We start from the raw sequence: 13890 nt of genomic DNA, 5'->3' as shown, positions 1-13890 counted from the left end.
CAAAAATAGACTTTTTATTGGCTTAATTCAAACTTTAACCACAGGTTTGCTTTAAGAATCAGGAAAGAATTTTTTGGATTTTATTTCATAAAACCTGATAAAAATCTCTTAAACAGATCCGACTTTTATTTCCCGGCAAGACGTTTTTATTATATATTTGTTAAAATTGAAAAAAACATGGATAAACTTTCAGATAGAGTAAAAAGACTGGGATATTCACAGACTTTTGTAATGTCAAACAAAGCGAGAGAAATGAAAGCCAACGGGATTGATGTAATCAGTTTAACTCTTGGCGAACCGGACTTTGATGTTCCTGACAATATAAAACAGGCCGCTTTTGATGCTATCAATCAGAATTACAGCCACTACTCTCCTGTGCCGGGATTTCTTGAATTACGTGAAGCTATTGCCTATAAATTAAAAAGAGATAATCAATTAGTATACAAACCTACTCAGATATGCGTTTCCAATGGTGCTAAACAAGCTATTTTAAATGTTCTTGCTGCCATTATTAATGATGGTGATGAAGTATTATTGCCTGCTCCTTACTGGGTAAGCTATGACGAGATGGTAAAAATGATGGGCGGATCCTCCGTAATGCTTCCCACCTCTTATGTAACAGATTTTAAGATTACGGCAGAACAACTGGAAGAGGCCATTACAGACAAAACAAAAGCTATCCTTTTCAGCTCTCCATGTAACCCTTCAGGAGGATATTATACTTATGACGAATTAAAATCGCTTGCAAAAGTGATTGCCAAATATCCGAAGATCACTGTAATCTCAGATGAGATTTATGAATTCATAAACTATGAAACAAAAACCACCTCAATTGCTCAATTTCCGGAGGTATACGAACAGACAGCAGTAATTAACGGAATGTCTAAAGCATATGCAATGACCGGATGGAGAATAGGTTATTCCGCATGCCCGGAATGGCTGGCAAAAGCTTGTGAAAAAGTTCAGGGACAGATGACAAGCGGTGCTAACACCATGGCTCAAAGAGCTTCTATTACAGCTTTACAGACAGATCCGTCTGAGTATAAATATATGATTGATGCTTTTAAAAAAAGAAGGGATCTTGTCTATGAACTGATTAAAGAAATTCCTGGATTTAAGGTATTGCTTCCTAAAGCTGCTTTTTATTTCTTTCCGGACATCTCTTATTATATTGGCAAGACACTGAATGGAACTGAAATAAAAAATTCAGATGACTTTGCTATGTTCCTTTTAGAAAATGCCCATGTAGGATGTGTTGGCGGACTGTCTTTCGGAAGTCCGGAATGTATCCGGTTCTCTTATGCTGCTTCCGAGGAAGACCTGAGAGAAGCAATGAAGCGCATCAAAAACCTTCTTGAACAATTCAGCTAAATAAGAGCAGTAAAAAAATTCATTTAATAAGAATATTTAACTATTAAAATAAGCATAAAAACCCTGAAATAAGGCTTTTTATTTAAAAACAGACCTAAAAACAATTATAGATTTTATTTATCGAAAATAAATTGTTTGATAGATGAATCTTCATATATTTGCATAAGAAAATTAAATATAAAAACAGAAAATTATGTCTTTAGTAGGAAAAAAATTCCCAAATTTAACAATTGACGCCATGTCAGAAATGGGTGATGATCTTAGAATCAACATCCTTGATGAAGCAGTAAACAACCAGCAAAAAGTTCTTTTATTCTGGTATCCGAAAGATTTCACATTTGTTTGTCCTACTGAGCTTCACGCTTTTCAGGAAGCTTTAGGTGAATTCGAAAAAAGAAATACTAAAGTAATCGGTGCGTCTTGTGATACTAATGAGGTACACTTTGCATGGTTAAACACACCGAAGGACAACGGAGGTATTGAAGGAGTTACTTACCCGCTTTTAGCTGACACTCACAGACAATTGGCAAACACCCTGGGAATTGTAGATCAGGATTTTGAATATGATGAAGAAGGAAACGAAACTTTCACAGGTTCTAATGTAACATACAGAGCTACTTACCTTATCGATGAAACAGGAAAAATCTTCCATGAAGCAGTAAATGATATGCCTCTGGGAAGAAATGTAAAAGAATTCTTAAGATTGATCGATGCATATACGCACGTTCAGAAACATGGTGAAGTATGTCCTGCAAACTGGGAAGAAGGAAAAGAAGCAATGAAAGCAGACAGAACTTCTACTGCAGAATACCTGGCAAAAAATTAATATCTTAATTTAATATTACAATGTAACAATCTAACAGTATAGCAATCTCTTTTGAATTGTTGGATTGATAATTTTTAGATTGTTACATTGTTTATTTTTATAAAAAAAATAGACTTATGTACACTGAATTAACTGAAGATACACTACAAAATATTGTAAATGACAATGAAAAAGTAGTTGTTCAATATGGAGCAACATGGTGTGGAAACTGTAGAATCATGAAGCCTAAATTTAAAAAATTAGCATCAGAGAACGAAAATATTCCTTTCCTTTATGTAGATGCTGAAAAGCTTCCTGAAAGCAGAAAATTAGCAAAAGTAGACAACCTTCCCACTTTCGCTATTTTTAAAAATGGTGAACTGGTAAACCAGGTTCAGTCTAACCAGGCTGAAAGCTTAATTAACCTTTTTAACGAATTATCATAATGAAGTTACCTGTAATCAGACAATTTTATCAGAATCAGAGTCCTGAAAACCTTGAAAAAACGTTGGAAGTACTGGAAAGTTTCTGTGAATTCCGAGGAACAAGCGAAGAGGATTTAAATGTTGCAGGGGAATTAATCACTAACATCTGCGGAGCTTTGGAAGTTCATGCTAATGTACAGAATGGAATGAGCGAAAAAGATGCTTTAAATTCCTTTGCACAAAAAGTTTTAGGCTCTATTGACAAATAATTTTTTTTTAAATTATTCAGCCTAAAAAAAACACAACATATCTGAGTTTTCTCATAACTATACTTCTCTCTATTCTTTAATAATCTTTTTCAAACACTAATAACTTCAATATGGAGTTAGTATTGACATGGGTCATATTAAAGAATAACCAAAAATCCTGATGATGTATCATCAGGATTTTTGGTTTCAGTAGGGAAACCCAGAAACACTTTCACTCTATTCATAACCATTCACAAATATATTCCGGTCAGAAAATAAAAGCCCGGTGACAGCATCACCGGGAATATGCATTAAATGAATAAAAAATTCTTATTCATTATCGGACATTAGTTAGTTTCTTCTGCTCATCAAAATACTTAATATATACCAAAATAAAAGCATAATAGAAGCAAAAAGCTGTAATGCAGCTCCCACGTATTGATTAGTACCATATGAGTCTTTTAATTTACTCGTCTGGTATAATATCGTTGCAGAAGCCAGGATTACCATTCCCACAGAGAACCATAGCCCTAAATTAAAACCGAATAGCATTCCACCTGCAATTAGCCCAAGTGAAATAAAGCCTCCGATTACGATAATATTTCTCAGGAACGAAAAATCCCTTTTTGAAGTAAATGCAACTGCAGAAATACCGGCAAACATAGCAATCGTTAAGGTAGCCGCCTGAAAAATAACGTTCCCTCCTCCCTGCATATTGGTAGCAATAAAAAGCAGAGGCATAAAAATAACAGCTTCCAGCAGGATATAAAACCCTAAACCAAGATACTGTGTAGATTTACTTTGTGAAAGAGACCACTTAGAAGCTAAAATGGAAGCCAGCCAAAAAACACCAATGATCAGCAGCCAGATATACCTTTGACCGAACATCATCGCAATAATCTCTACCGGCACGGTTTTCAACAAAATAGTTTCAACTCCTATAAACGCAAGAATTGATAAAGCAACGTGTAAATACGTTTTCCTGTAAAAATTCGCCTTTTCCACTTCTGAAGAATGAGCGACTAAAACATCTGTCATCATAGTTAATATTTTTTAATTTAATCAAATCATTTTACGGTTCTTTTTTCACCGGCATCACTCCCAGGATTTTACCACCATCCTCAAATACAGCACTTACAACTTCTTGCGAAGTAGAATCACCGGCATATTTATATTTGATATTAGGATGACTGGAACCGTCCATTGTGACATAATACCCCACTTTTGAAACCTCAAGCTTCTGGCTGGGATCAATCCCTTCTTTTACTTTTTTTAGAACATCATCCGTGACAATCTCTTTTACTTTATCTGAAAGCAATTGATCAACTGCTGCACGGTCAGAAGACTGCACTGCAATGACAAATTTCTGAAAATTGTCATTGTACATCTTAACTTTATCTTTACTGATTACTGCAGGCTGCTCTTTCTTTTGAGGCTCTTTAATTTCCAGCCCTACTACTTTCTGTGCTAACAAAAAAGGTGCTGCAGCAATGGAAAGACTTAAAAATATTCTTTTCATATTTTGTTATTTGGTGAAATAATTGATGGAAGATACGAAAATCAAACCACTTCTAAAAATTTCATGGTATCAACATTATCTGCGTAAGTATCAAGGCCCGGATTCTGAGCTTCTCCAAACAGAACAGAATTTAGCTCTAATTCTTCTTTTCCTACCACACACTGAATATCTTCCTCATGATCTGATATAAAACGTTTAACATCTTCCAGAGTATTGTATCTGCTGAAATTGATGACCGAAAGTGGACTGAACAGTTTCTCATCTTCCTTCAGCATTACAAAATTATTATCCCAGAACTTCTCCTGATTCAAAAGATACACCGCCCTGTTATAATCATAATTATTGGCATATTTATTATGATTGATAATATCCTTGAAGTCTAAAAAGTTTTCAAATAACCTGTCAATTACAAAATCATGTGGTATAAAAAGCCTGGTTACATTACGGCATCCTAGTCCGAAATACTGGAAAATATCCTTAGCCAGAAGCTGGAGCTCTTCATCAGTTTCATCACCTTTTAAAACCGCAATTGAAGTTCGGTTTTTACGGATGATGTTCAGGTGATCTTTAAAATAGTACTCAAGATATCTTGCTGTATTATTACTTCCTGTAGCAATTACCGCATCAAAGTTTTCCAGCTTTTCTACAAATTCAAACAACACAGCACCATCAGAAAATTCATTCCATTTTTTCAACAGAAAGGGAATCATGTATTTATCTTTTGAAGACAGTTTAATTACCGGAATATGATTACTCAGCACTACAGAAACCACATCATGAAAACCTACTAAAGGAATATTCCCTGCTAAAATAAGCCCTACTCTCTTTGAAACTTTAGAGATTGAATAATTTTTAATCCAGTTTCGGATGTTTTCCTCTGTTAACAGATCACACCATTGCTGCAAAGCAAATTTCTGATTATCAATGGTAAACCACGGATTCTCTATTTCGGATTTTTTTAACAATAATTCAATATTTGCATCATCCTCATTATACTGCTCTTGTTTTTTCGATAAAAACGCTTTGATATAATCACTTAATTTAATAAGTCCTAAAACTTGATTTTCGGTATTCATAATTACTTTAAAATTGGGGAATATTTTGTAATTTTGTGCAAATTTAAAAAAAATTAGCGATGGCTATTAAAATAACTGATGAATGCATTAACTGTGGGGCTTGTGAACCGGAATGCCCAAATAATGCAATATATGAAGGAGCTGTAGACTGGAAAGCTTCTGATGGTACTTCCCTTAAAGGTACGATTACAATGCCGTCGGGACTTACTGTAGATGCTGATGCACCACAGGAACCTGTAAGTGATGATGTATATTTCATTGTAACAGATAAGTGTACGGAATGCAAAGGCTTCCATGAAGAGCCACAGTGTGCAGCTGTATGTCCTGTAGACTGCTGTATCCCGGATGAAGATCATGTAGAATCTGAAGAAACTCTGCTTAATAAAAAAGCATTTTTACACGGCGAATAAAAAAGTCCGTCTCATGATCTGTGAGGCGGTTTTTTTAACCATAAATTCAAAAAACAGAATAAAAGCAAACCGCAGGGATGAAAATCCAGGCAACAACCAAAAAAATAAAAAAATATGAACAAGAAGCACAACTTCAGCGCAGGACCGTGTATTTTACCTCAGGAAGTATTTGAAAAATCAGCACAGGCTATTTTAGATTTTAATGGAATTGGATTATCACTTCTTGAAATTTCACATAGAAGTAAGGATTTCGTAGCCGTAATGGATGAAGCACGTGCTATTGTAAAAAGATTAATGAATCTTGGTGATGACTATGAAGTGCTTTATCTTGGTGGTGGTGCCAGCATGCAGTTTGCCATGGTTCCGTACAATCTGTTAAAAGTTGGAGGTAAGGCAGCTTATCTGGATACAGGAACCTGGGCAGCCGGCGCAATCAAAGAAGCAAAAAAATTAGGAAATGTAGATGTCGTAGGTTCTTCAAAAGAAGAAAATTATTCATTTATCCCTAAAAATTATACGGTAGGTTCAGAATATGACTATTTTCACTGTACCTCCAACAATACAATTTACGGAACTCAAATGAAAACTTTTCCTGAAGTAGATACCCTGATGGTATGTGATATGAGTTCTGATATTTTCTCCAGACAGCTGGATTTCTCAAAATTTGACCTGATTTACGCAGGAGCTCAGAAAAATATGGGCCCGGCAGGAGTAACCCTGGTTGTTGTAAAAAAAGAAATTCTAGGCAAAACCGGAAGAGAAAATATGTTGTCTATGCTGGATTATTCCCAGCATATCAATAAAGAATCCATGTACAATACCCCACCGGTATTCCCTGTATATGCATCTTTACTTACTCTTCAGCACCTTGAAAAGAATGGGGGAATTGCAGCTGCAGAAAAAAGAAACGAGGCCAAAGCCAAACTTCTATATGACGAGATAGACAACAATCCGTTATTTGAAACCTTCTGCGTGCAGGAAGACCGTTCATTAATGAATGTTTCTTTCAAAATTACAGATGAAAGCAAAAAAGAAGAATTTGACAATGCATGGAAAGCAGCAGGAATCAGCGGGCTTAATGGTCACAGAAGTTTAGGCGGGTACAGAGCCAGCTTATACAATGCTTTGACTATTGAAAGTGTACAGGTTTTGGTAGATGTAATGAAGTCGATAAAATAACTTATCTTAGGCAACCGAAAAATAAAAGGATATAAGACAACAAATACCAGATAGCAGAGGGCTGCTATCTGGGAACTAAAGTCTAACATCTGTAATAAGATAGCACATGAAAGTTTTAGCAAACGACGGAATTTCAAAAGCAGGAGAACAGGCTCTGAAAGAAGCCGGAATTGAAGTCCTGGACAATAGAGTCGCCCAAGATCACGTTATTAAATTTATTAATGATAATAATGTAGATGTTCTTTTGGTAAGAAGTGCAACAAAAGTAAGACAAGACCTGATTGATGCATGTCCCGGCCTGCAAGTCATAGGAAGAGGTGGTATTGGAATGGATAATATTGATGTGGAATATGCAAAAAACAAAGGGATTAAGGTAATCAATACCCCTACAGCTTCTTCCAAATCTGTAGCAGAACTGGTATTCGGACACTTCCTTTCATTAGCAAGATTCCTTCATGAATCTAACAGGCTGATGCCTCTGGAGGGTGAAACCCACTTCAATGCTATGAAAAAGTCATTCAGCAATGCTTATGAACTTTCAGGAAAGACATTAGGGGTTATTGGCTTTGGAAGTATAGGCCAGGAAGTCGTGAAGATCGGAATCTCATTGGGAATGAAGGTACAGGTACTGACCAGAAGCCCGAAAACAGAAGTCCTTACACTTAATTTTTTCGACGGACAATCTGTTAATTTCGAGATCACGTCTACTAATGATATGGATGCATTCCTTAAGGATGCTGATTTTATAAGTATTAATACTCCAAAAACAAATGAATATATTATAAACACATCTCAGTTTGAAAAAATGAAAGATGGAGTATATATTGTTAATACTGCAAGAGGCGGTGTTATAAATGAAGTGGCATTGATAGACTTTATCGAATCAGGTAAAGTAGCGGGAGCAGCATTGGATGTTTTTGAAAATGAACCTAACCCGGAATTGCCTTTATTAATGAATCCGGCACTATCACTTTCCCCCCATGTAGGAGGAAATACAGTAGATGCGCAAGAGAAAATCGGAGTTGAACTTGCAGAACAAATTATTAAGCTACAAAAAGAAACTATAAGATAAATATGCCTGTTTTTAAACCTTTCCGTGGAATACGACCTCATAGAGACCTGGAGAGTACCTTCCCTACCCATCCACTGGATAATTTTACCCAGGAAGAAATCGCAGAGAAGGCTCAAGTTGAGAATACTTACATCAATATGATCAAACCCTATGTTGTAAGTAAATCCAAAGATATTGACCGGAATCTAAGAAAAATCCGTTCTACTTTTGAAGAACTTCTGGATGAAAAAAAATTGGTCCAGGACAGTTCAGCTTATTATCTTTATGAGCAGATCTATCCCAACAAACAGGTTTTCCGGGGACTCCTGGGATTAGCCAGTATCGAAGATTTCTGGAATGGAAAAATCAAAAGACATGAAAGTACTATTCCCCAGAAAAAAGAAAAGCTGGCACATTATCTCGAAAAAGTAAGCCTGCAGGCAGAGCCCGTATTGCTTACCTATCCTGCCAATTCTAAAATTGAATTGCTGATGAATCATGAGGAAAAGAATGTCCCTATTTTCAATCATGTGGATTCTATCGGTATCAGACATAAAATCTGGAGAATAGATAACCGTCTGAAGCTTCAGCAGTTTAAAGAGGTAATTGATCAGATCGATTCTTTTTATATTGCTGACGGACACCATAGAATCGGCTCCACTGCATTGAATGCAAAACGTCAGAAAGAGAAAAATAAAAGACACAACGGAACAGAGCATTATAACTTTGTATATAGCTTTATTGTATCAAACCAGTCCATTAAAATTCATGATTACAACAGAATTTTACATGATCTGAATGGTCTTTCCAGCGAGCAGTTCCTGAAAGAGCTTGAACAGTATTTTCTGATCCACGAAAAAGGAGAAACTCCTTACTTCCCTTCTCAGAAGTTTCACATCTCAATGTATCTTGATGGCAAGTTTTATTCTCTTCACGTGAAACATGACCTGCGCTCAAAAGAAATGTCTCTCGACAACCTTGACCACCATCTTTTGGATAAATATATTTTCAAAAGTATTTTAAAAATTGAAGATCCGGACAGTTCTGAGCTCATTTCCTATGTAAAAGGAACTTCCAATCTGACGGGAATCAATCTTTTAAAAGAAAAGGTAGACAGTGGTGAAGGTAAAGTTGGTTTTGGAATTTATCCTGTAAGTTTTAATGATATGATCAAGATTTCAGACTTAAAACTGAGTATGCCTCCAAAATGCACATTCATTGAGCCAAAGTTAGTTACAGCTTTATTAATGTATGACATGAAACCTTAATAAATTCCTATTTTTTCCCTACTTTTATCATCGGAAAAAGAAAGGTAAATAATAAATGAAAAAAATATTCATTATACTTCCACTCTTTTTGAGTGGATTTTTATTTTCTCAAAAAAAGCCCCAGAAAAAAAGTACCGGTAAAACGGCAATTCCTGTAAAATTAAATTATCACGATGAATTTAAGAAGATTTCAGATGAGATCATGACCAATGGCCGGGCTTATGATAACCTCAGGGAACTCACAAAAGGTATCGGTCCACGTTTCAGTGCTACTCCCGGTTATACAAAAGCGGTAGAATGGGCAGAAAAAAAGTTTAAGGAAATCGGTATTGAGATGATCTGGCGGCAAGAAGCTAAAGCTCCCGTCTGGATCAGGGGAAAAGAATCTTTACAGATAAAAGCAGGAAACGGAGACTGGAAAAATATCAGAATGCTTTCTTTCGGAAATTCTGAAGGAACAGGTGGAAAAGATCTGACAGGTGAAATTGTTTTAATTAATTCCACTACAGAGCTTAATGCCATGTCAATAGGCCAGTTAAAAGACAAAATAGTTTTCGTAAATGTTCCCATGGACCCAAAAATCATCAACACCAGTGATTCTTATTTACTTACTGCAAAATCAAAATTAATTTCCGCTTCAGTAATTGCTAAAACAGGAGCAAAAGCATTAATTATAAGATCATTAACTACCGCTAATGACGATACACCTCATGCCAAGATGATTTACTATGAACCGGATGATAAAGTTAAAATTCCTGCTCTATCAATAGGGGTAAGGTCAGCAGATGAATTGGAAAAAACATTAAAAAAACAAAAAGTTACGGCTAAAATTAATATGACAGCCGAATCAAAAGGAGACACTACAAACCCCAATGTTATTGCTGAAATTCAAGGCAAAAAAGACTCTAAAGTGATTGTTTTAGGTGCTCAGCTTGATTCATGGGATATTGGTGAAGGGGCTATTGACGATGGAACGGGTGTCGCCCAGTGTATCGAAGTTTTAAGAACATTGAAAGCATTGGGATATCAGAATAATCACACCATCCGGGTAGTTTTATATGCTAACAGTGAAAACGGAGGACAGGGCCGTGAAATGTATGCCGCTTATGTGAAAAAGAAAGAAGAAAAACATATATTTGCTTTGGGAACAGATGCTGGAGGCTATTCTCCACGAGGTTTTTCCTTAGATATGTCATCCCAAAGGAGAAGACTGGTATATCCCTGGAAAGAATATTTCCTTCCTTACGGTGTTTATGATTTTGATCAGACAGATGCAATTCAGGATATCACACCTTTAAAAAAACTGGATATTCCTTTGGCAGAACTTGTTGTAGACACCCAAAGGTATTTCGATTACCATCATTCCGAACAAGATACCTTCGATAAAGTAAATAAAAGAGAGCTTCTTCTCGGAGCTGCTGCAATGACACAAATGATCTTTATGGTTGATAAAAACTGGTAATATGAAAAAGATCATCAGCTTATCCTTATTAATACTAGGGACAATTATCCTATCCGGCCAGGCGAAAGAAGATTCCCTGCAATTTAGCAGGATATCTACAGAAATCCTAAACAACGGAAAAGGATATAACGAACTAAAAGAACTTACTAAAACCATCGGACACCGGTTAAGCGGTTCTGAAGCTTATGAAAAATCCGTAAAATGGGCAGAACAGAAACTCCGGGATGCAGGTGCTGACAAGGTCTGGCTCCAGGAAGTAATAATTCCTGTTTGGGAAAGAGGCAAAGAATCACTGCATATCAAAACTTCCAACGGAAACTGGAAAAGCCTTAAAATGCTTTCTTTGGGAAATTCTGAAGGGATCGGTGGAAAAGATGTTTCGGGAGAGATCATTATGGTGAAATCTATGGAAGAGTATGACAAACTTCCTGCAGAAAAAGTAAAGGGCAAGATTGTCTTTTTTAATTATCCTTTTAATCAGGCTCATATACAGACCTTTATCGCTTACCGGGATGCAGGTGCTTACAGGCGCACTGCCGCTACTTTGACGGCAAAAAAAGAAGGTAAATTTGCCATTATCAGATCTCTTTCTTCGGCATTTGATGATGTACCTCATACCGGAGCTATGCGTTATGAAGAGGGGATTCCCAAAGTCCCTGCTATTGCCATAGGAAATACTTCCGCAGATGAGCTGGAAAACCTGTTAAAAATGCAGAATATAACAGCAAAGCTTAACTCCAATTGTGGAATGAAAGGGGAAAGACGCTCCTACTCTGTGATTGGTGAAATCACCGGTAAAAAAGACCAGGATGTGATTGTAGTTGGTGGCCATCTGGACTCATGGGATGTAGGCGAAGGCGCTCATGATGACGGCGCCGGAATTGTCCAGAGCATTGAAGTGCTGAGAACTTTCAAAAAATTAAGAATAGAGAATAACCATACGATTCGTGTTGTTTGCTTTGCGAACGAAGAAAATGGAACCAAAGGAGGAAAACAGTATGCTAAAACTGCTAAAGAAAACAATGAAAAACATCTATTTGCCATAGAATCCGATGCAGGAGGCTTTTCACCGAGAGGTATTTCACTGGAAATGGATGATACCAGAAGAAATCAGATTAAAAGCTGGATAAATCTTTTCCTGCCTTATGGTGTTTATAATTTTGAAGGAAAATATTCGGGGTCAGACATTGCCCCGCTCCATGAAGAAGGAGTTCCTACTGCAGAACTCGTTCCTGACCCGCAGCGTTATTTTGATATTCACCACACTGAAGAAGATACTTTTGAAAAAGTAAACCGCAGGGAATTACTTCTGGGTTCAACCGTTATGACACAACTTATTTATATGATCGATAAAAATTGGTAACAATGAAAAAGATATTAGGAACAACATTATTGCTTTTGGGAGTGACTGTTTTCAGCCAATCTAAAGAAGACTCGGTTCAATTTAAAAAAATTTCCAATGAAATTTTAAATAATGGAAAAGGATATACTGAGTTGAGAGAGCTTACGAAAACCATTGGCCATCGCTTAAGCGGGTCAGAGGCTTATGAAAAATCTGTAAAATGGGCTGAGCAGAAACTCCGTGACGCCGGAGCTGATAAAGTCTGGCTCCAGGAAGTCATGATTCCTGTTTGGGAAAGAGGCAAAGAATCACTGCATATCAAAACTTCCGGCGGAAACTGGAAAAGCCTTAAAATGCTTTCTTTGGGTAATTCTGAAGGAACCGGCGGAAAAGATGTTTCGGGAGAAATCATCATGGTAAAATCTATGGAAGAATATGACAAACTTCCTGCTGAAAAGGTTAAAGATAAAATCGTGTTCTTCAACTATCCTTTCAGCCAGTCTTTTATAGAAACATTTAAAGGATATAGTGATGCTGCAAAATACAGAACAACAGCAGCTTCTTTAACGGCTAAAAAAGGAGGTAAATTTGCAATCATCCGCTCTTTATCGTCTGCTTTTGATGATATACCACATACCGGAGCTATGCGCTATGAAGACCAAGTCTCTAAAATACCTGCGGTAGCCATCGGAAGTACTACTGCGGACGAACTGGAAGCTTTATTAAAAAGTCAGAAAATAACAGCAAAACTTAATTCCAACTGTGGAATGAAAGGAGAAAAGCTCTCCTACTCTGTTATTGGCGAGATCACAGGTAAAAAAGATCAAAGTGTAATCGTTGTCGGCGGACATCTTGATTCCTGGGATGTTGGTGAAGGAGCACATGATGATGGTGCCGGAATTGTTCAGAGCATTGAAGTGCTGAGAACTTTCAAAAAATTAGGAATACAGAATAACCATACGATCAGAGTAGTATGTTTTGCTAATGAAGAAAATGGAGTTAAAGGAGGTATTCAATATGGTAAAACAATAAAAGAGAAGAATGAAAAGCATCTTTTTGCTATTGAATCTGATGCCGGCGGCTTTGCTCCAAGAGGAATTGCCCTGGATATGGATGATGCCAGAAGAAAAGAAATCCAGAGTTGGTCAAAATTATTCCTCCCTTATGGAGTATACAATTTTGAGGAACGATTCTCCGGTACAGATCTTTATCCACTTCATGATATGGGAATTCCCGCCGCTGAGCTGATGCCGGACTCTCAAAGATATTTCGATATTCATCATACTGAAGAAGATACTTTTGAGAAAGTAAACAGAAGAGAGCTTTTATTGGGTGCCGCAGCAATGACCCAGCTTATTTATATGATTGACAAAAACTGGTAGTAAAACATCAAATAAACAGGAAGCTCATATAAGTCCGAAGCCGGATTTGTATGGGCTTTTTAGTAACAGTATTCTGCCTTATTTACAGGCTGTTCAACAACTTTATCGTTTAAGATTTCTTTTTGTTCATAAATCTGTATAGCAAACTCTTCCATATATGATCTAGCTTTAATTCTGAGTTCCAGTTTACATCAAACCTTTCCCCTTCCAATACATAAAAAGGTGTTGATATTTTAGAGTGAAACATAGGAGGATTATTTTGTACAGTAATAAAATAATCAGGTTCTAGATTTGACTTTCTATAATATAGAATTTCAATCACAGTTTCTTTCTTATTTGTTTTGAAAATATA

The 13890-nt window shown here is 36.5% G+C and carries 14 protein-coding genes; 11 read left to right on the top strand and 3 right to left on the bottom strand.

Annotated elements, in window-relative coordinates; all coding sequences use genetic code 11:
* The first annotated feature begins 177 nt into the window (after nucleotides 1–177).
* The 4 genes from DRF59_RS10410 (at nucleotide 178) to DRF59_RS10395 (ending at nucleotide 2870) form a co-directional block, all read left to right on the top strand.
* Entirely contained in the window at nucleotides 178–1371 is a 1194-nt protein-coding gene (locus tag DRF59_RS10410) for a pyridoxal phosphate-dependent aminotransferase (protein ID WP_115959425.1), read from the top strand.
* Between the two features lie 193 nt (nucleotides 1372–1564).
* Nucleotides 1565–2197: a peroxiredoxin gene (locus tag DRF59_RS10405; protein ID WP_101237845.1), complete on the top strand. Its 633-nt coding sequence runs from the start codon at nucleotides 1565–1567 to the stop codon at nucleotides 2195–2197.
* 116 nt (nucleotides 2198–2313) lie between these two features.
* Nucleotides 2314–2622, top strand: a complete 309-nt coding sequence (locus DRF59_RS10400; RefSeq protein WP_115959423.1) for a thioredoxin family protein — start codon at nucleotides 2314–2316, stop codon at nucleotides 2620–2622.
* Entirely contained in the window at nucleotides 2622–2870 is a 249-nt protein-coding gene (locus DRF59_RS10395; RefSeq protein ID WP_115959421.1) for a DUF6952 family protein, read from the top strand. Before DRF59_RS10400 ends, DRF59_RS10395 begins: the two co-directional genes overlap by 1 nt.
* A 330-nt stretch (nucleotides 2871–3200) precedes the next feature.
* Here DRF59_RS10395 and DRF59_RS10390 read toward each other — a convergent pair whose 3' ends face one another.
* From DRF59_RS10390 to DRF59_RS10380, 3 genes are read right to left on the bottom strand one after another with little or no spacing between them, the layout of a single operon-like run.
* A complete protein-coding gene (locus DRF59_RS10390; RefSeq protein ID WP_115959419.1) occupies nucleotides 3201–3890 on the bottom strand; it encodes a Bax inhibitor-1/YccA family protein in 690 nt (229 codons plus the stop codon).
* 31 nt (nucleotides 3891–3921) lie between these two features.
* Entirely contained in the window at nucleotides 3922–4368 is a 447-nt protein-coding gene (locus tag DRF59_RS10385) for a peptidylprolyl isomerase (RefSeq protein WP_115959417.1), read from the bottom strand.
* A 41-nt stretch (nucleotides 4369–4409) separates the two neighbouring features.
* A complete protein-coding gene (locus tag DRF59_RS10380) occupies nucleotides 4410–5444 on the bottom strand; it encodes an acyl-CoA reductase (RefSeq protein ID WP_115959415.1) in 1035 nt (344 codons plus the stop codon).
* 59 nt (nucleotides 5445–5503) lie between these two features.
* Between DRF59_RS10380 and DRF59_RS10375 the strand changes: the two genes are divergently transcribed.
* The 7 genes from DRF59_RS10375 (at nucleotide 5504) to DRF59_RS10345 (ending at nucleotide 13538) form a co-directional block, all read left to right on the top strand.
* Nucleotides 5504–5854, top strand: a complete 351-nt coding sequence (locus tag DRF59_RS10375; protein ID WP_115959413.1) for a 4Fe-4S dicluster domain-containing protein — start codon at nucleotides 5504–5506, stop codon at nucleotides 5852–5854.
* A 114-nt stretch (nucleotides 5855–5968) separates the two neighbouring features.
* Nucleotides 5969–7033: a 3-phosphoserine/phosphohydroxythreonine transaminase gene (gene serC / locus DRF59_RS10370; RefSeq protein ID WP_115959411.1), complete on the top strand. Its 1065-nt coding sequence runs from the start codon at nucleotides 5969–5971 to the stop codon at nucleotides 7031–7033.
* 106 nt (nucleotides 7034–7139) lie between these two features.
* Nucleotides 7140–8105 (top strand): D-2-hydroxyacid dehydrogenase, encoded by a 966-nt coding sequence (locus tag DRF59_RS10365; protein WP_115959409.1) that lies wholly within the window; start codon nucleotides 7140–7142, stop codon nucleotides 8103–8105.
* Between the two features lie 2 nt (nucleotides 8106–8107).
* A complete protein-coding gene (locus DRF59_RS10360; protein WP_115959407.1) occupies nucleotides 8108–9352 on the top strand; it encodes a DUF1015 domain-containing protein in 1245 nt (414 codons plus the stop codon).
* A 55-nt stretch (nucleotides 9353–9407) separates the two neighbouring features.
* Complete coding sequence (locus tag DRF59_RS10355; RefSeq protein WP_115959405.1) at nucleotides 9408–10814, top strand: M28 family peptidase; 1407 nt, start codon at nucleotides 9408–9410, stop codon at nucleotides 10812–10814.
* 1 nt (nucleotide 10815) lies between these two features.
* Nucleotides 10816–12177: a M20/M25/M40 family metallo-hydrolase gene (locus DRF59_RS10350; protein ID WP_115959403.1), complete on the top strand. Its 1362-nt coding sequence runs from the start codon at nucleotides 10816–10818 to the stop codon at nucleotides 12175–12177.
* A 2-nt stretch (nucleotides 12178–12179) separates the two neighbouring features.
* Complete coding sequence (locus DRF59_RS10345; protein ID WP_115959401.1) at nucleotides 12180–13538, top strand: M20/M25/M40 family metallo-hydrolase; 1359 nt, start codon at nucleotides 12180–12182, stop codon at nucleotides 13536–13538.
* Nucleotides 13539–13890: the final 352 nt, after the last annotated feature.

The sequence above is a fragment of the Chryseobacterium flavum genome, from assembly GCF_003385595.1.
In the GTDB taxonomy this organism is placed as follows: Bacteria; Bacteroidota; Bacteroidia; order Flavobacteriales; family Weeksellaceae; genus Chryseobacterium; species Chryseobacterium flavum.
Note: the sequence above shows the minus strand (reverse complement) of the source record. Positions and strands in the feature narration are given on the sequence as shown.